The organism is Arthrobacter sp. Z1-9 (genome assembly GCF_054792695.1).
Window position 1 is genome coordinate 3,494,759 of the sequence record NZ_CP096456.1, and the last position, 23,014, is coordinate 3,517,772.

At 64.1% G+C, this 23,014-nt stretch carries 20 protein-coding genes and 1 tRNA gene; 14 read left to right on the forward strand and 7 right to left on the reverse strand.

The features are described from left to right. Nucleotides 1-107: 107 nt before the first annotated feature. Nucleotides 108-899 (forward strand): DeoR/GlpR family DNA-binding transcription regulator, encoded by a 792-nt coding sequence (locus M1D93_RS16210; protein ID WP_461172490.1) that lies wholly within the window; start codon nt 108-110, stop codon nt 897-899. Between the two features lie 18 nt (nt 900-917). Here M1D93_RS16210 and M1D93_RS16215 read toward each other — a convergent pair whose 3' ends face one another. Then, nucleotides 918-1,937 carry a LacI family DNA-binding transcriptional regulator gene (locus M1D93_RS16215; protein ID WP_461172491.1) on the reverse strand — a complete coding sequence of 340 codons (1,020 nt, stop codon included), beginning with the start codon at nt 1,935-1,937 and terminating at the stop codon, nt 918-920. Nucleotides 1,938-1,947: 10 nt separating this feature from the next. Next, a complete protein-coding gene (locus tag M1D93_RS16220; protein ID WP_461172492.1) occupies nt 1,948-3,153 on the reverse strand; it encodes a Gfo/Idh/MocA family protein in 1,206 nt (401 codons plus the stop codon). 210 nt (nt 3,154-3,363) lie between these two features. Between M1D93_RS16220 and M1D93_RS16225 the strand changes: the two genes are divergently transcribed. The 5 genes from M1D93_RS16225 (at nt 3,364) to aroQ (ending at nt 9,572) form a co-directional block, all read left to right on the forward strand. Beyond that, nucleotides 3,364-4,308: a carbohydrate ABC transporter permease gene (locus M1D93_RS16225; RefSeq protein WP_461172493.1), complete on the forward strand. Its 945-nt coding sequence runs from the start codon at nt 3,364-3,366 to the stop codon at nt 4,306-4,308. 9 nt (nt 4,309-4,317) lie between these two features. After that, complete coding sequence (locus M1D93_RS16230) at nt 4,318-5,244, forward strand: carbohydrate ABC transporter permease (RefSeq protein ID WP_461172494.1); 927 nt, start codon at nt 4,318-4,320, stop codon at nt 5,242-5,244. A 60-nt stretch (nt 5,245-5,304) separates the two neighbouring features. Continuing rightward, nucleotides 5,305-6,642: an ABC transporter substrate-binding protein gene (locus M1D93_RS16235; protein WP_461172495.1), complete on the forward strand. Its 1,338-nt coding sequence runs from the start codon at nt 5,305-5,307 to the stop codon at nt 6,640-6,642. A gap of 154 nt (nt 6,643-6,796) precedes the next feature. Beyond that, the gene (locus M1D93_RS16240; protein ID WP_461172496.1) at nt 6,797-8,977 is read left to right on the forward strand and encodes an alpha-galactosidase; all 2,181 of its coding nucleotides are present in this window, start codon (nt 6,797-6,799) and stop codon (nt 8,975-8,977) included. 136 nt (nt 8,978-9,113) lie between these two features. Beyond that, the gene (aroQ, locus tag M1D93_RS16245; protein WP_461172497.1) at nt 9,114-9,572 is read left to right on the forward strand and encodes a type II 3-dehydroquinate dehydratase; all 459 of its coding nucleotides are present in this window, start codon (nt 9,114-9,116) and stop codon (nt 9,570-9,572) included. Nucleotides 9,573-9,621: 49 nt separating this feature from the next. On the opposite strand, the gene M1D93_RS16250 is transcribed toward aroQ, so the two are convergent. Then, nucleotides 9,622-10,806: a MarP family serine protease gene (locus M1D93_RS16250; RefSeq protein WP_461172498.1), complete on the reverse strand. Its 1,185-nt coding sequence runs from the start codon at nt 10,804-10,806 to the stop codon at nt 9,622-9,624. 184 nt (nt 10,807-10,990) lie between these two features. Here M1D93_RS16250 and M1D93_RS16255 point away from each other — a divergent pair, with 184 nt between their 5' ends. Beyond that, a complete protein-coding gene (locus M1D93_RS16255) occupies nt 10,991-11,668 on the forward strand; it encodes a Crp/Fnr family transcriptional regulator (RefSeq protein ID WP_009359192.1) in 678 nt (225 codons plus the stop codon). A 446-nt stretch (nt 11,669-12,114) separates the two neighbouring features. Next, nucleotides 12,115-12,285, forward strand: coding sequence for a hypothetical protein (locus M1D93_RS16260; protein ID WP_461172499.1), 171 nt, complete (start codon nt 12,115-12,117; stop codon nt 12,283-12,285). Here M1D93_RS16260 and M1D93_RS16265 read toward each other — a convergent pair. The 3 genes from M1D93_RS16265 to M1D93_RS16275 are packed head-to-tail and all read right to left on the reverse strand — an operon-like array spanning nt 12,282 to nt 13,899. Next, nucleotides 12,282-13,193 (reverse strand): NUDIX hydrolase, encoded by a 912-nt coding sequence (locus tag M1D93_RS16265; RefSeq protein WP_461172500.1) that lies wholly within the window; start codon nt 13,191-13,193, stop codon nt 12,282-12,284. The genes M1D93_RS16260 and M1D93_RS16265 overlap by 4 nt on opposite strands. A gap of 15 nt (nt 13,194-13,208) precedes the next feature. Continuing rightward, the gene (locus M1D93_RS16270; RefSeq protein WP_461172501.1) at nt 13,209-13,742 is read right to left on the reverse strand and encodes a RidA family protein; all 534 of its coding nucleotides are present in this window, start codon (nt 13,740-13,742) and stop codon (nt 13,209-13,211) included. Nucleotide 13,743: 1 nt separating this feature from the next. Next, nucleotides 13,744-13,899, reverse strand: coding sequence for a DUF4177 domain-containing protein (locus M1D93_RS16275; RefSeq protein WP_003797879.1), 156 nt, complete (start codon nt 13,897-13,899; stop codon nt 13,744-13,746). A 37-nt stretch (nt 13,900-13,936) separates the two neighbouring features. Between M1D93_RS16275 and M1D93_RS16280 the strand changes: the two genes are divergently transcribed. From M1D93_RS16280 to M1D93_RS16300, 5 genes are all read left to right on the forward strand, one after another. Next, nucleotides 13,937-16,288 carry a transglycosylase domain-containing protein gene (locus M1D93_RS16280; protein ID WP_461172502.1) on the forward strand — a complete coding sequence of 784 codons (2,352 nt, stop codon included), beginning with the start codon at nt 13,937-13,939 and terminating at the stop codon, nt 16,286-16,288. Between the two features lie 4 nt (nt 16,289-16,292). Continuing rightward, nucleotides 16,293-17,240 carry a metallophosphoesterase gene (locus M1D93_RS16285; RefSeq protein ID WP_461172503.1) on the forward strand — a complete coding sequence of 316 codons (948 nt, stop codon included), beginning with the start codon at nt 16,293-16,295 and terminating at the stop codon, nt 17,238-17,240. Between the two features lie 210 nt (nt 17,241-17,450). Further along, on the forward strand, nt 17,451-19,268 hold the full coding sequence (locus tag M1D93_RS16290; protein WP_461172504.1) for an ABC transporter ATP-binding protein: 1,818 nt from the start codon (nt 17,451-17,453) through the stop codon (nt 19,266-19,268). Continuing rightward, nucleotides 19,265-21,091 (forward strand): ABC transporter ATP-binding protein, encoded by a 1,827-nt coding sequence (locus tag M1D93_RS16295; RefSeq protein WP_461172505.1) that lies wholly within the window; start codon nt 19,265-19,267, stop codon nt 21,089-21,091. The genes M1D93_RS16290 and M1D93_RS16295 overlap by 4 nt, the downstream gene beginning before the upstream one ends. An 85-nt stretch (nt 21,092-21,176) precedes the next feature. Then, nucleotides 21,177-21,253 (forward strand) — tRNA-Pro (locus tag M1D93_RS16300). A gap of 140 nt (nt 21,254-21,393) precedes the next feature. On the opposite strand, the gene M1D93_RS16305 is transcribed toward M1D93_RS16300, so the two are convergent. Next, a complete protein-coding gene (locus M1D93_RS16305) occupies nt 21,394-21,558 on the reverse strand; it encodes a hypothetical protein (protein ID WP_461172506.1) in 165 nt (54 codons plus the stop codon). 132 nt (nt 21,559-21,690) lie between these two features. Between M1D93_RS16305 and M1D93_RS16310 the strand changes: the two genes are divergently transcribed. Then, entirely contained in the window at nt 21,691-22,965 is a 1,275-nt protein-coding gene (locus M1D93_RS16310) for a helix-turn-helix domain-containing protein (RefSeq protein ID WP_461172507.1), read from the forward strand. Nucleotides 22,966-23,014 lie beyond the last annotated feature (49 nt).

Sequence of the window (23,014 nt, forward strand, 5' to 3'; positions counted from 1 at the left end):
TCAAAGCGAGGAACGAGCAGCACGCGGAGGATGAGTCCCACCCGTCAGCGTAGTGGGCACCCTAAACTGGGAGCAGCCAACGCTCCCTGCCCAAAGGAACCGCCCAGATGCTAGCCGTCGCACGCCACCAGGCTATTTTGGACGCTCTTCAGCGGGAACGGGTTGTCCGGGTCTCGGACCTGGCCCACCAGCTGGGGGTGTCCCTCATGACCGTGCGGCGCGACATCGAAGTGCTGGAGGAGGGCGGCCGCCTCGAGCGCATCCACGGCGGCGCAAAAATTCCGGGCGACACCAGCACCCACGAGCCCGGCTTCGACCTCAAATCCACCCAGCTGACGGCCGAGAAGCGGGCCATTGCGGTGGAAGCTGCCGGACTGGTGCAGGAAGGCATGGCCGTGGGGCTCAGCGCCGGAACCACCACCTGGGCGCTGGCCAAGGAACTCACCAACGGGCCCCGGATCACGGTGGTCACCAACTCGGTGCGTATCGCCGACCTGTTCCATCACGGTGCGTCCGCCGGTTCCGCCCGGTTCGCCTCCACGGTGATCCTGATCGGCGGTGAGCGCACGCCGTCGGACGCTTTGGTGGGTCCCATCGCCACGGGCGCGCTGAAGCAGCTTCACCTGGACGTGCTGTTCCTTGGCGTTCACGGCATGGACGCAGCAGCAGGGTTCACCACACCGAACCTGCTGGAAGCCGAGACGGACCGCGCCTTCGTGGCGGCCGCGCGCAAAACCGTGGTGCTGGCCGACCATACCAAATGGGGATTGTTGGGCATCAGTTCCATCGCCTCGCTGGAGGAAGTGGATGAGGTCATCAGTGATCCCGGCCTTGGCGCGGAGGCACAGCGCATCCTCCAGGAGCGGGTGGGCCGGCTGCGGCTCGCACCCCTCCAGTAGCAGCCTTCAGGCGCAAACTTAGGGGCAGCCGCAGGATTGCCTGACATGCAGGGTGGTGTCGAAGATCCGGTGCCGGGGCTTCTCGCCGCGGCTGGCTCCCACCAGTGCTGCTACCGCGGCTTCCGCCATAACGGCAACCGGCTGTTCCACCGTGGTCAGCGGAGGCCATGAGTATTCAGACTCCGCGGAACCGTCAAAGGATGCCACCGCGATATCGCCGGGGATGGCCAGCCCTGCTTCATGGACTGCCCGCAACAGGCCGATAGCCTGCATGTCCGAGGTGGCGAAAATGGCCGTGGGCCGGTTGACGGACGCGAGCAGCCGCTGGCCGGCAATATAACCGCCGGGCCGGGTAAATGCGCTGTACACGATCGGCCCCTCGGGCAGGCCGGCATCCTGCAAGGCGTCCCGCCAACCCACTTCACGGCCGTCAGTGGTGCCGGAGACGTTGGTGCCCATGGCCAGGCCGATATTCCTGTGGCCGTGGCCAATCAGGTGTTCCACAGCGATCCGGGCTCCCGCTGCGAGATCCACCCCAATGCTGTTGAAACCTGGCGCGTCCCGTTCCTGGTTTAGCAGGACCGAGGGGATGTCCGCCGTTTCCAGGACCTCCAGGTCGGGTTCAAAGAGGACACTGGCGAGCAGCACACCGTCCACCTGCCTGGCGGCAAGGTTGCGGATGTTCCGCCGCTCCTTGGCCAGGTTTCCGTCCGAGTTGCTGAGCACCAGGGCGTACCCCAGTGCTGCAGCGGCATCCTCCACGGCGTGGGAGAACAGGGAGAAGAAGGGGTTGGAGATATCCGGAACCACGAGCCCCAGGGTCTCGCTGGAGCCCAGCTTGAGCGCCCGGGCCGCTGCATTGGGACGGTAGCCCAGGACGCGGATGGCATCCTGCACCTTGGCTTCGGTGGCCGGCGCCACCTTCTTGGGCCCGCCGTTGACAACATAACTGACGACGGCGGTGCTCACGCCGGCGTATCGCGCCACGTCCTTGCGGGTCACCGGGCCCCGTGTGGCCTGCACGGACGGAGTAGTCATGCTGTCCATGTTAGGTACAAGTACCCGGCGCATCGCCGAAGTCACGGATGGGAAGCCGTGCGCCGTTTTGCAAAGCCGACTGGTGGGCCACGATCCCGGGGGGGGTAAAGCGGGCGGCCACCCAGGCGTTCACGGGAGGAAGGCTACCGCTGTTGACGGCGGTCACGAAGTCGTCCACGAGGAAGTGGTGGCTTCCTTCATGGCCGTTGGGTGCGCCGCGGAACTCCTCCGGAAGCCGCTCCGGATCGTGGACGGGGGCCAGCCCGGAAACGAAGGCGTCCCTCAGCTCAACTGCAACGTTGGCCAGGGAAGGGTCGTCCAAGGAAATGCTGGGACGGGTTTCCAGCTGCTCCGAGATGTCGTGGACGTCCACCTTGTCCTGCCAGACGGTGACTTTAGCCAGTTGTTCGAAGCTTGCCTCGGTCCCGAAGAACCGGAACCGGGATTCGCGGATGTGTGAGGGGTACCCCACACGGCGCATCTCGTTGGTGCGCATCACGCCGCCGTCGTTCAGTTCAAAAAGGGCTGTGGCATTGGAGAAGTCGTTGCCGAACATGCTGACGTCTTTGTCGAAGACGCCGTCGTCGCGGTCATCCCGGACCCCGACGCAGCTGACGCTGACCGCGTGCGCGGGAACCGCACCCAGCACTCCCCCCAGGGCGTGGGTGGGATACAGCATTGGCGGGTAGCTGGCGGTTTCCTTCCAGCGGTCACCTCCGCTGTATTGGTACGCCTCGTAGAAGCCCAAATCCATGTCGTGGACGTAGTCGCCCTCTGTATAGAAAATCCTGCCGAACTTTCCGGCGGCATGCTGCTTGCGCGCATATACCGTGGCCGGGTTGTAGTAGCTGGTCTCCCCCATCATGTACACCAGGCCGGTGTCCCGGACAGCTTCGATGATGCGGGCAATTTCCTCCTCGGAGACTGCCATGGGAACGGCCGAGTACACGTGCTTTCCGGCCCGCAGTGCCTGCTCCACCAAGGGACCGTGGGTCCACCGCTGGGTGAAGATGGCCACCGCGTCGACGTCGGAGGCCAGCAGGTCCTCAAAGCTCGCCATCGATCCGGTCAGGTGGTATCGGGCCGCTGTCTCCTCGGCGCGTTCCGGCAGTTCGTCCACCATGTGCACCGCGCTCACGCCGGGATGGAGATTGAAGAGATGGGCGAACTGGCTGCCGAATTGTCCGGCGCCTACTACGCCGATTGAGAACGTCATTGTCTGCCTTCCGTAAAGGTGTGGGGAGGCGACGGGCAAGCGCTGTCCCCCAAAAGGCCAGTGTGGCTGGCGCTTCTACTCGAGTCAACAGGACAACTGAATGGGCAAAAGCCGCCAGAGCACTGGAGGGGCAGGCTCTTGCCAGCCCATATCTACTCGTGTAGATTCTTCTTCAGTTGTTACCCCCATCACAGTCAGGAAGGGTCGAAGATGACCACCCTTGCCAAACCCTCGAGATCCGCTTTGCCGGTCTCGGCGTCCTCCCCCAGGCCGCAGGGCAGCCACCGCCGGTTCGGGGACCTCAAGATCGCTCTGCTTTTCATCGCCCCGGCAATGATCGGGTTCATCGTTTTCTATGTCGTGCCGACCATCCGCGGCTTGTACCTCAGCTTCACGGAGTACAGCATCCTCGGTGATCCGGAATGGATCGGTTTGGACAACTACACGGCCATCGCCAAGGACCCGCTGTTCTGGAACTCCCTGGCCGTCACCGGGCAGTACGTCTTCATCAACATCGTGGTCCAGACGGCCTTGGCCCTGGGCCTGGCCCTGTTGATGCACAAGGTTGCAAAGTCCACCCTGATCCGCGGCGCCCTCCTGCTGCCCTGGATGATGTCAAACGTCATCGCAGCACTGCTGTGGTTCTGGATGCTCGACTACCAGATCGGCGTCGTCAACCAGTTCATCGAATGGGCCGGCCTCCCCCGCGTCGCGTTCTTTGGAAGCGAGGAGTGGGCCATCCCCACCCAGGCCCTGATTAACACCTGGCGCCACATGGGCTACACGGCCCTGCTCATCTTCGCGGGCATGCAGGCGATCCCGGGCCACCTTTATGAAGTAGCCAAACTTGACGGCGCTTCACCGTTCCAGACCTTCCGCAAGATCACTATTCCGCTGCTGCGGCCGGTACTGGTCCTTGTCCTTGTTGTCACGGTCATCGGCTCGTTTCAGGTTTTCGACACCGTTTCGGTCACCACCGGCGGCGGGCCGGTCAACGCCACCCGCGTCATCCAGTACTACATCTACCAGCGCGCCTTCACCGAGTCGGACTTCGGCTACGGATCCGCAATTGCAGTCATTCTCTTCCTCATCCTCGCCCTGGTGGCCTTCATCCAGATGAAGTTCCTCAAGGGCAACGAGTCGGACCTGGACTAGGAGCCCCGCATGACCACCACCACGAGCCGCGCACCGCTGCCGGCCGCAACCCGCCGCCGTCGTCCCTTCAACCCTCGCCGCGCGGGTGCCTGGGCCCTTCTGGTCCTTGCCATCGCTGTCTCCGTCCTCCCCTTCCTCTGGGTGCTGCGCACGGCACTGTCCACCAACGCGGCACTGGCCTCGAATTCAACAAGCCTGCTGCCAGCGGAATTCACCTTCGGCGCCTTTATGCGGGTGTTCGGGCTGCAGAGCCCGGCCGACGCCGTCGCGGAGGGCGGCTCCGGTGCCGCGATCGATTTCTGGCTCTACCTGCGGAACTCCATTATCTTCTCCTCCATCACCACTGCCGGGGCCGTGTTCTTCAGCGCGATGGCTGCCTACGCTTTTGCCCGCCTGCGCTGGAAGGGCCGGAACGTAGTGTTCAGCCTCTTTCTGGGAACCATGCTGGTCCCGCCGATCTTCACGGCCCTGCCCAATTTCCTGCTGATCAAGAACCTGGACCTGCTCAACACAATGCTCGGCATGGTCCTGCCGTATCTCTTTATGACCCCGTTCGCCATCTTCTTCCTGCGGCAGTTCTTCCTGAACATGTCCCGCGAAGTGGAAGAGGCGGCAATGCTCGACGGCGCCAAGCACCTGCGCATCTTCTTCCAGATCATCCTCCCTAACGCCGCGGCACCCCTCGCCACGCTCGCATTGCTTACGTTTATCGGCCAGTGGAACGAGTACTTCTGGCCCCTGCTGGTGGGATCCCAGGATGACGTCCGCGTACTCCAGGTGGGGCTCGGCGTCTTCAAGTCCCAGTCCCCGCAAGGGGCACCTGACTGGTCCGGACTGATGGCAGCAACCCTCATCTCCGCCCTGCCGGTGCTGATCCTGTTCGCCGCCTTCGGCAAAAAGATCGTCAACTCCATCGGTTTCTCCGGCATCAAATAAGCACCCCTTCTCCCCATTACTCCCTGCGCTCCATCCCATTCCCGAACGGAAAGTAGAACCATGAAGAAATCCCTCGGCGCCGTTGCCGTCGCCGCAGCTGTCACGCTCTCCCTGTCCGCGTGCAGCGGATCCTCCTCTGAAGAAGCCGCCAAGGGCGAGATCAGCTACTGGCTGTGGGACGCCAACCAGCTCCCCGCGTACCAGCAGTGCGCTGACGACTTCGCGAAGGCCAACCCGGACATCACTGTCAAGATCACCCAGCGCGGCTGGGACGACTACTGGAGCACCCTCACCAACGGCTTCGTTGGCGGCACCGCCCCGGACGTCTTCACCAACCACCTGGGACGCTACGGCGAGCTGGCCGAAAACAAGCAACTGCTGCCCATCGACGACGCCGTTGAGAAGGACAACGTGGACCTGACCGCCTACAACGAGGGCCTGGCCGATCTGTGGGTAGGCCAGGACGGCAAGCGCTACGGCCTGCCCAAGGACTGGGACACCATTGGCCTGTTCTACAACAAGGCGATGCTGGCCGGCGCCGGCGTCACCGAGGACCAGATGAAGGACCTCACCTGGAACCCGCAGGACGGCGGCAGCTACGAAAAGGTCATCGCGCACCTCACCGTGGACAAGGGCGGCAAGCGCGGCGACGAACCCGGCTTCGACAAGAACAACGTTGAGGTTTACGGCCTGGGCCTGAACGGCGGCGGAGACTCCTCCGGCCAAACCGAGTGGAGCTACCTGACCAACACCACGGGCTGGTCCCACACTGACAAGAACCCGTGGGGCACGAAGTACAACTACGACGACCCGAAGTTCCAGGCGAGCATGGACTGGTTCGCCGGCCTGGCCGACAAGGGCTACATGCCCAAGCTGGAAACGACTGTCGGCGCGGCCATGGCTGACACGTTCGCGGCAGGCAAGTCCGCGATCAACGCGCACGGTTCGTGGATGATCGGTCAATACACCGGCTACAAGGGCATCGAAGTGGGCATCGCTCCCACCCCGGTGGGCCCCGAAGGCGAGCGCGCGTCAATGTTCAACGGCCTGGCTGATTCCATCTGGGCCGGAACCGAAAAGAAGGACGCAGCCATCAAGTGGGTCGAGTACCTCGCCTCGGCTGACTGCCAGGACGTCGTAGCCTCCAAGGCCGTAGTCTTCCCCGCACTCAAAACGTCCTCGGACAAGGCCGCCGAAGCCTTCAAGGCCAAGGGTGTGGACGTTACCGCGTTCACCGAGCACGTCAAAAACAAGACCACGTTCCTGTACCCGATCACGGACAACACCGCCAAGGTCAAGGGCATCATGGAACCGGCCATGGACGCCGTCGTCTCCGGCAAGGCACCCGCCAGCTCCCTGACGCAGGCCAACGAACAGGTCAACGCCCTCTTCAGGTAAGCGGGTTCTGCCCCAATACGTGGCTGCGTTGTGGTCGCAGCCACCGAGCTGGATGCCGCCGCCTTCTCCTCGCGGCGGCGGCATCCAGCCCACCCTTTTTCCCTGAGCTACCCGTACCGCGTCACCGGACGCACACTGTACCGAAAGAGATCCTATGGACCCCCTCCACCTCCGTTCCGCCGGCACCAGCCTGGTGATCAGCACCAACTGCGGGGAGGCCGAGATCATCCACTGGGGCGCGGACCTCGGCAGCACCCTGCCGGACCTGGCCATCCTCGGTGAGCCGATCCCCCACTCCGCCATCGACGCCACCGTTCCGGCCGGCCTGCTGCCCCAAGCATCCTCCAGCTGGCGCGGCCGACCGGGCCTCCGCGGCCACCGCATTGCCGACGGCGTCTCCGGCCTGGACTTCTCCGCCCGCCTCCGCACCGTGTCAGCGCGCACCGAGGGCAACACCGCCACCATCACACAGGCCGATCCGGACGCCGGGCTCTCCGTCGAATCCACGCTGACACTGCACGACGGCGGCCTGCTGGAGCTTCGGCACACTCTCACCAACGATGGCACCACCCCTTACCAGCTGGACGAACTGGCGACGGTCCTCCCGGTGGCTCCGGACGCCGTCGAACTCCTTGACCTGACCGGCCGCTGGTGCCGGGAAAACCACCCGCAGCGCCGCAGCATCCAGCAGGGCACCTGGGTGCGGACCGGCCGCCACGGGCGCACCGGGCATGATTCGTCCCTGCTGCTGGCCGCCGGCACTGCCGGTTTCGGGAACCGCCACGGCAAGGTCTGGGCAACGCACCTGGCGTGGAGCGGAAACCATGAGCAGTTCACTGACACCCTTGGCGATGGCCGCACCATGATCGGCGGGTCGGAACTCCTGGGACCCGCCGAGGTCATCCTCGAGCCGCAGGGCACGTACACCACGCCCTCACTGTTCGCCGCCTACTCCGACCGTGGCCTGGACGGCATCAGCGAGGCCTTCTACAGCTGGTTCCGGTCCCGCCCCCGCCATGTCCTCCCCACTGCCGGAGGCGGCAAGCCGCGCCCGGTGGTGCTGAACACCTGGGAAGCTGTCTACTTCGACCACAACCTGGCCACACTGATCGAACTCGCGGACTCCGCGGCGGAGCTCGGCGTCGAACGCTTTGTCCTCGACGACGGCTGGTTCCGCGGACGCCGCGACGACCACGCCGGCCTCGGCGACTGGTACGTGGACGAGGCATTGTGGCCGGGCGGGCTGACGCCACTGATCGATGCCGTCACATCACGCGGCATGGAATTCGGGCTGTGGGTGGAACCCGAAATGGTCAACCTCGACTCGGACGTCGCCCGTGCGCACCCCGACTGGATTGTGGGCCCGGCTTCCGTGTCCCACAAGGACGGCGGGCGCCTGCCGCTGGAATGGCGGAACCAGCACATCATCGACCTCGTCAACCCTGAAGCGTGGCAGTACATCTACGACCGGATTGATGCCCTCCTGACCGATAACAACATCAGTTACCTCAAGTGGGACCAGAACCGGGACCTCCTGGAGCATGGCCACGCCGGACGCTCCTCCGTGCACGAGCAGACCCTTGCCGCCTACCGCCTGTTTGACGAGCTGAAAAAGTCACACCCCGGCGTCGAAATTGAAAGCTGCTCCTCCGGCGGCGCACGCGTGGACCTCGGAATCCTGGAGCGGACGGACCGGATCTGGGCGTCGGACTGCAACGACGCCCTGGAGCGGCAGAGCATCCAGCGCTGGACCGGGCTGGTGGTTCCGCCGGAGCTGGTGGGCGGGCACATCGGACCCACCACTTCGCACACCACCGCCCGCACCCATGACCTGTCCTTCCGGGCCATCACGGCACTCTTCGGGCACTTCGGCATGGAGTGGGACGTGCGGCAGGTGGCCGGTGCCGAGCGGGAGGAACTCAAACGGTTCATCGCGCTGTACAAGGAACACCGGGACCTTGTTCACAGCGGGCGGATGGTCCGCGCCGACGTTCCGGACGAGTCGCTGATGCTGCACGGCGCGGTAGCCGCAGAGTCACCGGAAGCAGGCACGACGGCGGCGCTGTTCGCCCTGGTCAGCACCCGCACCGCGTTCGCTGAGCAGCCCGGCAAGGTCACCATCCCAGGCCTTGAGCCGGACCGGACCTACCGGATGGAGGCGATCTCCCCGGTTCCCGCCGACAGCGACTACGCCAACACCTTCACGCAGGTTCAGCCCCCCGCCTGGCTGGCCGGCGGGGCAGTGGCCAACGGCCGCTTCCTGGCCGAGGTGGGCGTGCCCATGCCCATCCTCAACCCGGAGCACGCAGTGCTGCTGCGCTTCACGGCGCTGTAGCCTTTACCGGCCCAGCCAAGACTGCCCCGGTGTTCCCCGCTCTTCCGAGCTGCTGGCAACACCGGGGCAGTCTTCCTGCGCTTACCGGAACCGTAAGAATGCGCGGCAGTCCTGCCCAGGCGATAGATTTGCACGCATGACTGAACCCTCTTCATCAACCAGCCGCGGCACCATCCTGGTAATCAATGGGCCCAACCTGAACCTGCTGGGCACCCGCGAACCGGAAAAGTACGGCACCTCAACCCTGGCTGACGTGGAGGAACTGGCCGCCCGGACTGCAGAGGCACACGGGTTCGGGGCCGAGTGTGTTCAGTCAAACCATGAAGGCGTCCTGCTGGATACGATCCACGCCGCCCGTGGCAGCGCCGTCGGCATCGTGCTCAACGCCGGCGCGTTCACGCACACTTCCGTTGCCCTGCGGGATGCCCTTGCCGCCGTGCAGCTGCCGGCAGTCGAAGTCCATATCACCAATGTGCACCAGCGCGAGGAATTCCGGCATCACTCGTTCCTGTCGCCGGTGTGCTCCGCGGTGATCGTGGGGGCAGGCGTATTCGGGTACAAACTGGCCATCGATTACCTGGCTGAAGTCCTCTAGGTTTCCCCCGCAGCCAGCTCCAGAGGCGCCGCTACTTCCGGGTGCAGTGTTACTTCTGGATGCATTGCCCCGAAGAAACAGGGGCACTCAGCGACGCCGCCTGTGCTGCGACTGGGTTGAGGTCGTCCATGGTGATGGCGAATCCCATCCCCGCGTCCGACGTCGCCTTGGCGAAGATCACACCGGCGACCTGGCCCTCGGTGGTCAGCAGCGGCCCGCCGGAGTTGCCCGGCTGGACGTTGCCGGCCAGGCGGTAGATTTCTTCCGGCGAGGGGTTGCTGCCGTAAATGTCCGGCACCAACACCGTGGTGATGTCCTGGACTGTGGCGGGCCGGGACTGGAAGGGGCCGCCGTGAGGGTAGCCCGCGAACGCTGCCGGGCTGCCGCTGGGCAGGTCAGCGCTGAGGGCCAGGGGCTGGGCCGGCAGGTTCTCCACCGCGAGCACCGCGAGATCATGCCGGGTATCGAAGTAAACCACCCGTCCGGGCATCGCACCGCCGTCGGACATCTCCACAACGGGCTGCGACACGCCCGCCACGACGTGCGCATTGGTTACTACCCGGTCCTCGGAAACAACGAAGCCGGTGCCGGTCTGGTTCTGGCCGCACTGGTACGCCGTGCCGGCAATTCTCAGGACCGATTCGGCTGCCCTGTTCAGGGCCGGGGTATCGGTGCTGGCGTTCGGCACGGGCACTGTCTGGTCCTGGTCCAGGCCCTCAATCAGGGTAGGAATGCCGTTGCCGATGACCGTGGACCGCAGCTGCGCCATGGTGGCTTTCACAGGATCCGGTGTTAGCCCGTCGATGAAACGGATGACCCTGGATTCGGCCAGCTGCTGGGAAACAAAGGGCACACCAAGGGAGCTGACGCTGAAGGCCAGCATGGACATAACCAGCGCGGAGACCACTACGTTAACGGCACCGCCCACCAGCCGGTCCACGGCCCGCAGGGGCCGAATCCGCACTGCACCCCGGATGCTGCGCCCGATCATGGTTCCGAGGCCGTGCCCCAGAACCACCAGCGCAACGGCGGCGGCGACGATGGCGGTGAGCCTCCATCCGGAGTCCTCGACGAAGCCGCTTACAAGGGGTACCGCGAAGAATGCTGCCACTGCTCCTGCAGCGAATCCGGCGATACCGCCCACCGTTACAAGGAAGCCGTTGCGCAGGCCGTAGACCAGATAGGACAGCAGCGCCAGGATCAGGACCAGGTCCAGGACAGTCAAGCCGGCCACTAAGGCTCCTTATCAACAGTTGAAACCTCATTCTAGTGGCGTACGCTGACAATCTTCTGGGCGTTCGCTTCGCCCACGGCGCCCGCCGTTAGGGCGTTTTGGCTGCCAAGTTCGTCACAGAACCTTGAAAATTCTGAAACAATGGCACAAGCGCCACAGCCGACACTTTTATTCAGGAGATTTTATGGACATCGAGGTACTGCGCCGAGCACCCCTTTTCGCCACGCTCGACGACGACGCATTCCGTCTGCTGACGGACGAGCTGACCGAGGTGGACCTTTCCCGCGGTGCTTCGGTTTTCCGTGAGGGCGACCAGGGCGACCAGCTCTACTTCATCGTCTCGGGCAAGGTGAAGCTCGGGCGCACCTCCCCCGACGGCCGGGAATCCCTCCTTGCCATCCTGGGCCCGGGTGAACTCTTCGGCGAGATGGCCCTGTTCGATCCCAGCCCCCGCACGGCCACTGCCACCGCTGTTTCCGAAACCCGCCTGGCTGGCCTGAAGAATGAAAGCCTGAACAACCTGCTGCGCACCCGTCCCGAGGTTTCCGCACAGCTCCTGCAGGCTCTGGCCCGCCGGCTGCGCCGCACCAACGATTCCCTGTCTGACCTGGTGTTCTCCGACGTTCCCGGCCGCGTCGCCAAGGCCCTCCTGGACCTCGCGGACCGCTTCGGCCGGCCCGCCACGGACGGCGTGCTGGTGGCCCACGAGCTGACGCAGGAAGAACTGGCCCAGCTCGTCGGAGCCTCCCGCGAGACCGTCAACAAGGCCCTGGCCGAATTCGTCCAGCGCGGCTGGCTGCGCCTCGAAGCCCGTGCCGTCGTCATCCTGGACATGCAGCGCCTCCGCCAGCGCTCCCGCTAGTCCCAGCAGCACGAAGGCCGCCCCCAGGGGCGGCCTTTTGCGTTTAACTCCCGGAACGCCACATCACATCCTTCAACCTCCCACCCAACGCCCCATCACCTGACGCGGCTTTCACCCCAACCCCCCATCACCTACCGCGGCTGTAACCCAACCCTCCATCAGCCGCCGAAAGGGATAGAGCGTCGGTCCAAAACCTACGGAAAGTGATAGAGCGTCGGTCCATGAGCTGCGAGAGGTGATGGAGCGTCCGAGCTGGGTGGCAGACTTTCGCGTAGGAGCGCATCGCGACGCATCGGGAGCCGGAGGTCGCCCAGCGACCGGAGGTTCCCCTGTGCGGCGTGTCTAAGCGACCGCGAAAGGCAGCCGCGCAGCGTACTCAACCACGGCTCCTCGAGCATTAACAGCGGTAAAATTGGGCTTAGAGGTGCATGGCGATGTCCGTGGCTATGGCTGTTCTTTTGATCTTGTTGGGCCTGGCTTCCCTTGCCGCGGTGATCGGCACGGTGGTCCTGGTAATCCGTGACGGCCGCGGACAGATTCCGCTGGAACCGTCCATTAGGCCGTGGACCGCCGGGAACCTCCCCAGCCGCCCGTACTCCATGCTCCGCCGCATTTAGCGTTCGCGCTGGGGGTCCCCCGCGACGGTTTTCGCAGCTTCCACTTCGAGCAGAAGCCTGCCGTCTTCCTCCACGAGGTGCGGCTGGTACACATGGGCCTTGCGTTTGTAGCTGAGGTACGCGATGCAGCCGTTGGCGGCCGCCATCTTTTCGAGCATGATCTCGGACCCCGGCACCAAGAGTTCGCCGAGGGTGCGGCCCACGGTGTTTTCCTGGCCCACCTCGTCGCCGAGGGCGGTGGTGTCACGTCCGGCGATGACATCGGCGGCGTTCACCCACCTGCCCCACACCCCTTTGCCTTCCAGCAGTGTGGGCTGCTGGTTCAGGGGCACGGTGGCTGCGAAATAGCGGGTGTCGAACCTGCGGTGCGCGAAGTCCGGGCTGCGCCAGTTCACGAGCGACTTCAGCAGGTCGGTCCGGACGGACAGCCCACGCTTGGCCAGGACCTCCGGAAAGGTCTTTTCCTGCTCGGCAACGGCCAGGCGTGCCCGCATGAACTCCGGCGTGGACGTGGCCTCGACGGTGCTCGCCATGTCTGCGCCGGCCAGCAGTACGCCGGTTTCCTCGAAGAGTTCCCGGATGGCGCCCAGCACGTGGCGTCGCGCCAGCCCGACGTCGTCCGTTCCCATCTGCTCAGCCCAATGCTGGGGTGAGGGACCCAGCCAGCCGACGGGGTCGTCGTCGGCAGCATCCAGGGACCCGCCGGGGAACGCGAGGACCCCCAGCGGCGAGGAACCGGGCCGGTAAGCCAGCCACGTTTCCAGGCCGGTGGGGGAATCACGCAACAGGACAACGCTTGAAGCGAGGCGGGCGGCCCGGGGGGTCCGTTCGCCGTGTTCGAGCCAGCTCTGCGCTGCCCCTTCAAGATCCTGAGGGAGTGCAAACAGGCGTCGGGCGAGCTGAGGCAAAGGAAACGACCGGTCCTAGCTGAATTCGGCGATCAGTTCGACCTCTACCGGAGAGTCGAGGGGCAGTACTGAAACGCCGACGGCGGAACGTGCGTGCTGGCCTGCGTCACCGAGGACGCGGCCCAGCAGTTCCGACGCACCATTGATAACGCCTGGCTGTCCTGTAAAGGAGGGGTCGGATGAGACGAATCCCACAACCTTCACGATGCGGGTGATCCTGTCCAGGTCCCCGATGACGCTCTTAACGGCGGCCAGGGCGTTGACGGCGCAGATGGCGGCGAACCGCTGTGCGTCCTCAGGGGAAACCGTGGGCTCGTCCGCGAAGCCTTCGCTGCCGGCGGAAACCTTGCCCGTGGCTTGGAGTTTGCCGTTGACGAAGGGCAGTTGTCCGGAGGTGTAGACGTGGCTGCCGGAAATGACTGCCGGAACGTAGTCAGCTACCGGGGCGGCAACCTCGGGAAGCGTGATTCCCAACTCAGCGAGCCGCTGCTCAACAGCGGAAACGGGTTCGGCGGCGGTGCCGGACTGGGCTTCTGCGGAGGCGCTCATCCTACTGCTTCTCCCTCTTCAGGTAGGCAACCAGGCCGTTTCCGTCCGGTCCGGGGACTACCTGGACGAGCTCCCAGCCGTCATCTCCCCACTGGTCCAGAATCTGCTTTGTGGCGTGAATAATGAGCGGAATCGTGGCGTACTCCCATTTGGTCATGAGAGAAAGACTAGTCCTTGCCGGTAAAGTGGAAAACATGGCGACTCGTAAGAACCCATTATTCGACACTGCCACCACCCTCGGAAAGATCCTGGTCTTCCTTGGCGTGAGTGCTATTTGCGGTGTCCTGGTGGCGGGCCTGCTGGTCCCCGCGGCAGCCGTCTCCGGCAGCGCAGCCAGCGGTTCCATCGAGTTCTTTGACACCCTTCCGGCAGAGCTGAAGGTTGATCCGCCCAACCAGACCACCAGGATCCTGGCCGCGGACGGCAGCGAGATCGCCAGCGTCTACAAGGAGAACCGCACCAAGGTTGCCTTGGACCAGATTTCGCCGTTCATGAAGGAAGCCGTCATCGCCGTCGAGGACAGCCGCTTCTACGATCACGGCGGGGTGGACACCACCGGTATCCTGCGTGCGCTGGTCAGCACCGCGCGCGGCAACAAGCAGGGCGCCTCCACCATCACGCAGCAGTATGTCAACAACGTCCTCAACTCCAACCTTGCCGCTGAGGGCAGGGACGAGGACATCAAGCTCAATGGCGTCAACAAGGGCGTGGGCGACAAGCTCCGCGAGATGAAGCTCGCCATCGCCTTGGAGAAGGAGTTCAGCAAGGAGCAGATCCTTGAGGGCTACCTGAACATCGTGTTCTTCAACCGTGACGCCTATGGTGTCGAGGCCGCCTCCAAGTTCTTCTTCAGCACCTCTGCGAAGAACCTCACCCTTCCGCAGGCTGCGCTGCTGGCCGGACTGGTCAACAGCCCCTCTGCGTTCGACCCCATCAACAACCCGGAAAGCTCCAAGCAGCGCCGAGACCTGGTTCTGAGCCTGATGCTTAACCAGGGCAAAATCACCCAAGCAGATCACGACGCCGCCGTCGCCACCCCTGTGGAAACCAAGGTCACCCCGGCCCGGCAGGGTTGCGCGTATGCCTCCACCGCACCGTACTTCTGCGATTACGTGCTGCACCTGCTGGAAAACAACCCCGCTTATGGTGCCGATGCCAAAGAACGCCAGCGCCTCATCTACGGTGGCGGCCTGACCATCACCACCACGCTGGATCCGAACGCACAGGCAGTGGCCCAGGAACAGGTCAACGCTTCCGCGGGCGAGAACCCGGACAAGTGGGGCGCAGCCTTGGTTTCGGTGCAGCCCAATTCCGGCAAAATTGTCTCGATGGCGCAGAACACTTCCTTCCTGCCCAACCAGGGTTTTGATTCCCAGCTGAACTTCAACGTGGACAAGTTGGACAAGGACGGCAACGACCTGAACGGCATAGGCGGTTTCCAGCCTGGCTCCACCATGAAGCCGTTCACCTTTGCCGAGTGGCTCAACGAGGGCAAGTCCATGAACACCGTGGTGAACTCCGCCCAGCGTGTGTACCCCGTCGGCTTCCGGTGGCGGAACAGCTGCGGCACGGTCACCGGCGCCTACAGCACTGCCCAGAAGAACGCCGGCCTCGATGCTGCCGATGACCTCCAGAACGCCGAACCGCAGTGGTACCGTCCCCTGTCCGTCCTCGAAGGTCTTTACAACTCGATCAACACGGTGACCTTCGCTTCTGCAGCACAGCTGGATTTCTGCGGCATCCAGAAAATCGTTGACGCAGTAGGCCTGCACGGCGGATTGCCATCGGCAGACGGTTCGGAGCCAAACCCGAAGGTGAACATGATGACGCTGGGCAACCTGCTGGGCTCCACGCAGACGTCACCGCTGACCATGGCCAGCGCCTTTGCCACTTTCGCGAACGACGGCAAGTACTGTGAGGCCATCGCCATCACGTCCGTCACGGACCAGACCGGCGCTCAGCTGCCGGCACAGTCCACGAGCTGCCGGGATGCGGTCAAGCCCGAGGTTGCCCGCGGCGTGAACTACGCCCTGCAGGAAGTTTTGAACCGGGGGTCGGGTTCGTTGATCCAGCCCCGGATCTCCACCCGCACCAGTTTCCCGATCGGCGCGAAGACCGGTACGTCCAACAACAACGGTTCCACCTGGGTGGTTGGCCACACCACCGGCCTTGCCACCGCTGCCTGGTTCGGTGATGCCCTGGGCGCCCAGGATCGTGCCGGCCAGAACATCACGGTCAACGGGAAGTTCTACAAAGGCATTGACGGTTACATGATCGCCGGTCCCATGTTCTCGAACTTCATGTCCCGTGTGGCCCCGGCCTTTGGCACCGAGCCCTTCCCCGCGCCGCCCAACAACCTGCTGAACGGCGGCGGCGGAACAAACACGAGGACTCCCGCAACCACCGCACCGCAGGCGCCGAGGGCCACCCAGGCACCGGCACCGGCACCCGCAGCGCCGGCGGCACCCGCCGCCCCGCAGCCCGCACCGGAGCCGAGCACCAACGGGAACGGCAACAGCAGCGGCAACGGAAACAATGACGACTAGCACGATGATCTCAACCAGTGCCTTGGCCAGCCGCGCCCGAACCATCGGGCGCGGCTTTGCCGTCACCGCAGGAGCCGGGACCGCGGCAGGAATAGCCGCCTTCGGATACGGCCTGTGGGAGAAGAACCAGTTTGTCCTCCGGGAAGAAACGCTGGACATCCTGCCCCCAAGGCAGGCACCGTTCCGCATCCTGCACCTGAGCGACATCCATTTTGTCCCTGGCCAACAAAAGAAGGCTGCCTGGCTGAAGTCGCTGGCCGATCTCGAGCCCGACCTGGTGGTTAATACCGGCGACAACCTCAGTCACGCCAAGGCTGTGGACCCGCTCCTGGAAGCTCTCCGCCCCCTGCTGGAGTTCCCCGGCGTTTTTGTCCCCGGCTCCAACGACTACTTCGCGCCGAGCTTGAAAAACCCGGCCTCCTACCTGCTGGGGCCCTCCAAAGCCAAGCCCAAACCCACCGTGCTGGACTGGCCGCGGCTGCGTTCGGGCTTCGGCATGGGAGGCTGGGTGGACCTGACCAACCGCCACCAGTCGGTGGCCCTGAACGGCATGCGGTTCGACTTCTCCGGCGTGGACGATCCCCACCTGAACCGGGAACGGTATGCGGGGTGGCCGCGCGGCACGGTCAACCAAGGAGCAACCCCCCACCTTCGGGTCGCCGTCGTCCATGCCCCGTACCAGCGCGTACTTGACCATTTCACCGAGGACGGCGCTGACCTGCTGCTCGCCGGCCATACCCACGGTGGCCAGTTGTGCCTCCCCGGCTACGGCGCCCTGGTGTCCAACTGCGACCTCCCCACCTGGCGGGCGAAGGGGCTCAATGACTGGCGAAGCAACGGAAGCACGACGCCGGTCAACGTCTCCGGCGGCATCGGCACCTCGCGCTTCGCCCCGGTCCGCATCGCGTGCAAGCCGGAAGCGGTCCTGCTCACCCTCACCTCGCCCAACTGACTCCCTTGCGCTATTAGTTTTAGTTCCCAAGCAGTGTTTTTGGCCACCAAAGCTGATAGCCCAACGCGTGGGCGGGCTGAGCGCCCATTACGCACCGCAATAACTGGCCAAGCTCCGCATGCGCCCGGTGAACCTGTGAATCGCCTCACGCCATGGCATAGGGTAGTTGCTACGGGAAACTACATTCGTTTTAGAGCTTGAGAAGCGGGCATGGCCAAGCAGACTTCATTTTTTCGATCCATCAGCCGTCTCTACCCTCACGTCCGGCCGATCCTCCCCCGGCTTCTCCTGGGACTTCTTTGCGCACTCCTGGCCAGCGTTGTTGCCCTGGCCATCCCCCAGGTCCTCCGGGTGCTGGTCAATGAATCGCTGCAACCCGGGGGCACCACGGATGCGGTCTGGATCTCGGCCGGGATCATCCTGGTGCTGGGTGTGGCGGAGGCCGGGCTTGTGGCCCTCCGCCGGCAGTTCGTCATCAATCCGGCCACCTCGGTGGAGACGCGTATGCGCACTTCACTATATGGCCACCTGCAGGACCTGACGGTCTCGTTCCACGACCGCTGGGGCTCCGGCCAGTTGCTCTCCCGGGCCATGACTGACCTGAACTTCCTGCGCCGGTGGATGGCCTTCGGCGCCATCATGCTGGTGGTCACCACCTTGACGGTGATCATCGGCATTGGCGTGATGTTCGCGATGAGCTGGCAGCTGGCCCTCATCTTCCTTGCCGCCGCCGCGCCCATCATGGCCTACAGTTTCCGGTTCCGGAGACGCTTCAGCAGGGTAGCCCGCCGCAGCCAGGACCAAGCCGGTGACCTTGCCACCACCGTGGAGGAATCCGTCCACGGGATCCGCGTCCTCAAGGCCTTCGGCCGTAGCCGGGAAGCCCTCGAAAACTTCGAGGAACAGGCCGAAGAACTGCGCCAGACGGAGATCGACAAGGCCCGCCAGCAGGCCACCTTCACCATGGTGGTCACCCTGCTGCCGGAGCTCGCCCTGGGTGCGGGACTCGTGGTGGGCGTGATGCTGTGCGCCAGCGGCGAGCTGAGCATTGGTGCGCTGGTGGCCTTTTTTGCCACGGCAGCCGTCATCGCCTCCCCCGTTGAGTTCTCCGGCATGCTGCTGGCCATGGCACTCACCGCCAAAACCGCCGTCGACCGTCACTTCGAAGTGATGGACTCGGTCAACAGCATTACCAGCCCCCCTGAGCCCCGGCGGCCCGGCCAGCTTGCCGGTGCGCTCCGCTTCAATAACGCCACGTTCGCCTTCGAGGACGCTCCGGACAAGCCAATCCTGAAGGAGATCAATCTCGACCTGCACCCCGGGGAAACGATGGCCCTTGTGGGCATCACCGGAAGCGGCAAGAGCGCCCTGATCCAGCTCGTGCCGCGCCTGTACGACGTCACGGACGGCTCCATCGCCATTGACGGCGTGGACCTGCGCGACTTCAACGTGGACGAACTCCGCCGCATCGTGGGAGTGGCCTTCGAGGACACCACGCTGTTCTCCAACTCCGTCCGCGACAACGTCCTGCTCGGCGCCCTGAACCGCACGGATGCCGTCCTCGAAGAGGCCCTGGACGTGGCCCAGGCACACTTCGCCTATTCCCTGCCCGAAGGCCTGGACACCCTCATCGGTGAGGAAGGCCTCAGCCTGTCCGGCGGGCAGCGGCAGCGCATCGCCCTGGCTCGGGCCATAGCCGCACGCCCCAAGGTGCTGGTGCTGGATGACCCGCTGTCCGCCCTGGATGTCCACACCGAGGAACTCGTGGAAACACGGCTCCGGGCGGTGCTGAAGGACACCACCACGCTGATCGTGGCCCACCGACCATCGACAGTTGCGCTGGCGGACCGGGTGGCGCTGCTGGAGGACGGGCGCATCACCGCCGTCGGAACGCACACAGAACTGCTGGCATCCAACGACCATTACCGCTACGTCATCGCCAGCCTTGACCAGGAACCACGGGACCTGGACTCCGAACTGTCGGAGCTCAAAGAAGCGGGTATCCAGGCAGAGGAAGTGACCCGATGAGCACGGCAACCTTCGGCACCGCCAACGAAGACAACGCCCACCTGAGCAAGAGCGACAGCAAAGCCGTACGACGGCGGTCGCTGGCTCTGCTGCGCTCACTCATCCGGCCGGTGCGGTTGCGGTTCTGGCTGACCATAGCCACAGTGGTCCTTTCCCAGGCCGCCCGGGTGGCCGGCCCGGCGCTGATCGCCTTCGGCATCGACAACGCCCTGCCCGCCCTGCAGTCCGGGGACAACCTGCCCCTGGTGCTCACCGGCGTCGCGTATCTGCTGGCAGCGATTGCGACGGCGGTACTCACCGCCCTGTACGTCACCTCCACCGCCAAGTTGAGCCAAGCCATGCTGCTTGACCTGCGCCTCCGGGTTTTCCGGCATACCCAGCGGTTGAGCCTTGAGTTCCACGAAAAGTACACGTCCGGCCGGATTATTGCCCGGCAGACCTCAGACCTGGAGGCTCTCCGCGAGCTCCTGGATTCCGGCGTCAGCTCCTTGGCCTCCGGCCTGCTGTTCATGATTTTCACCGCAATAACTGTGTTCGCCCTGGACTGGCGCAGCGGCCTGCTGGTGCTCGCCGCCGGGGTGCCCATGTACTTCCTGGCCCGCTGGTACCAAAAGCACTCCCAGATCGCCTTCCGGGAGTCCCGGGTGGTGTCCGCACGGCTGATCGTGCACTTCGTGGAGACGATGACGGGCATCCGGGCAGTAAAGGCCTTCCGCAAGGAACGGGAAAACGCCGAACGTTACGGGAAGCTCGCGGAGGACTACAGGCTGGTCACCGTGCGGTCCATCAACCTCAACGGGATTTTCCAGCCGGGCCTGGTGCTGATCGGCAACGTCTGCGTGGCCGTGGTCCTGCTCTTTGGTGGATTCCGCGTCCTCACCGGCGATCTTGCAGTGGGTGTGCTGCTGGCCCTCATCCTCTCCACGAAGAGGTTCTTCCAGCCGGTGGACCAGATGGCGATGTTCTACAACTCCTTCCAAAGTGCCCAGGCAGCGCTGGAGAAGGTATCCGGCCTCCTGGAGGAAGTCCCCACGGTCCGGCCGCCCAAGAATCCGGTAGCCCTGAAGGACGCCAAGGGTGCCATCGACTTCAAGGACGTGGAATTCTGCTACGGCGACGGGCCGGTCATCGTTCCCACGCTGAACCTGCACATCCCTGCCGGCCAGACCGTTGCCCTGGTGGGGCAGACCGGAGCCGGCAAATCCACCCTGGCTAAGCTCATAGCGCGCTTCTACGACGTTTCGTCAGGTGCCCTCACGCTGGATGGAGTGGACCTCCGCAACCTCAGTACCACGGACCTGAGACGGAACATTGTGATGGTCACCCAGGAAGCTTTCCTGTTCAGCGGTTCCGTTGCGGACAACATCGCCCTGGGGCGGCCGGAGGCATCCCGGGCCGAAATAGAGGAAGCAGCCAAGGCAGTGGGCGCCCACGAGTTTATCCTTGAACTCCCTGAAGGCTATGACACGGATGTCAACAAACGCGGCGGCCGGGTGTCCTCCGGTCAGCGTCAGCTCATCAGCTTCGCCCGGGCCTTCCTGGCCCGCCCGGCCGTGCTGATCCTGGACGAGGCCACGTCCTCGCTGGACATCCCCTCGGAGAGGCTGGTGCAGAGCGGTCTGGCCCGGCTGCTTGCAGGCAAGGACACTGCGCGCAGGACGGCGCTGATCATCGCGCACCGGTTGTCTACGGTTGAGACGGCGGACCGGGTGCTGGTGGTCCATGACGGCCGCATAGTGGAGGACGGTTCGCCGGCAGAACTGATTGGCAGCGGCGGACGCTTCGCAGACCTGCACGGGGCATGGAAGGACTCCCTGGTCTGACCGCCGCCACCGTCCCCCGCCGGCAGCGGATTTCACATCAGGGACCCGCATCCGCTATTCTTGTAAAGTTGCTTTTGCAGCGGATCGGGATGTAGCGCAGCTTGGTAGCGCGCTTCGTTCGGGACGAAGAGGTCGCAGGTTCAAATCCTGTCATCCCGACCAAACGGCAAAGAGGGTCTCCTTGTGGGGGCCCTCTTTTTCGTTCCCGGCTGCCCCGTGGGACGGGCCACTTCCCGGGAAAGGGAAAGGCCCCGGAGCAAATGCTCCGGGGCCTTCCCTCGCCTCCTTTGTTGAGGAAGCTATTACGCCTTCTTCCCCTTCTCTGTCATGGGGTTGGGCCAGTTGCCGCTGCCTGCAGAGACGCTGGCGTTATCCGTTAGGGAACCCGCCGACAGGACGGCCGGAGCCGCAGCGGTAAACGCCAGGGCGCCCGCCAGGACGGCGGCGGCTGCAATTTTCTTCAACATATTAGTTCCTCTACACGAGTCGGATTCGTTACAAAGCCAGCACTGTCCTTGTTGACACCCATTGTAAAATGTTTTCCACAGGGACTGTCAAGCAGTCGATACAAAAGACTTCCCGGAAGAGGAGGAAATCCCGTGGGCAACGGATTCGGGGAAAAGCTCCGGGCGGAGCGGCTCGAACGTGGTATGACGCAGGCCGAACTGGGCAAGGACCTGTATTCCCCGAGCTACATCTCACTGCTCGAAACCGGCCGTAGGGAACCCACGGCCGAAGTGATCGAGGAACTGGCCAGACGGTTGGAGTTGGCTCCCAAAGCGCTGGAAGCCTGGAGCCAGCCAATCTCAGTCAGCGACGCCGAATACGTACTGGCTGGTCTGTACGCCCGGCAAGCGTGGGACCTAAGGGACTACCCCTTGGCTGCCAGCCATGCTGCGACAGCAGCCAAGATTGCTCTTGAGGGTAAAAACACCAGCGCGTGGTGGAACATGACATATATGCAGGCCGAATGCTTGTTGAGGCACGGTAACCTGCAGGACTGCCAGCAAATCATTGAGCGCTTGGTCGAACATCCAATGGCCCAGGAGTCTGCCGGGCTCGGTGTGCGCGCTCGTCAAATGCTTGCGGCTGTTTTGCAACGGCAGGGCCAACTGTCAGCCGCTGTGGACCAGGCAATTGAAGCGATGAAGCTGGCAGAGCAACTGCCGCCAAGTTCCACAATCATCACCGGCGCCCTGCGGGTCCTGATCGGGGCTCTGGCAGAAAGCGGCCGACTGGACGAAGCGTGGACCCACTGCCAAGTGCTCGCCACTCAGGTGGACGAGGAATCGATGCCGCAGCTTGCAGGTGAAGTGGCGTGGGTAGTGGGAAATGTCGCCTTCATGCGGCATGACTACGCTGAGGGAGTCAAGGAACACGAACGGGCCGCCAGGCTACTGTCCCCTGCCAATGACATCGAAATGTGGGCCCGCTTCAATAAAGCATCCGCAGCAGTGCGGCTTCAGGCCGGAATTGTGGAGCCCGAGACCCTGGCCTCGATAGAGCGAGCCGAACTCGCGTTTTCCATAGTTTACGAAATGAAAAGCGATGAGTTGGAAGTGGCTTTCATCCGCGCCCGTTGGCTTTACCTTACGGGCGACATCGTTGCCGCCATTCAGAAGCTCCGTGAGGTCCACTCTCAGCGGGATGCTCTCGCCAAGCACACGGCCGGCGAGGTTTCATTGCTACTGGGTAAATCGCTTAAGGCGGCCGGCGAAGCAGACGAAGCCTTGATCTTCCTTCAGGAAGCCCAAAAATCCTTCAGCTCCGCCGGAGCCCAAGATCTAATCCAGCAGGCCCTGGACGCGATGCTGGAGATCCGCCTCGCTCAACAGCGGACAGATGCCGCAGCCAAGAACGCGAAGGCAAGCTAACTGTAAAGCCAACGAGCCGGGCCGGGGACAAAGCGGATATTGCCGAGCG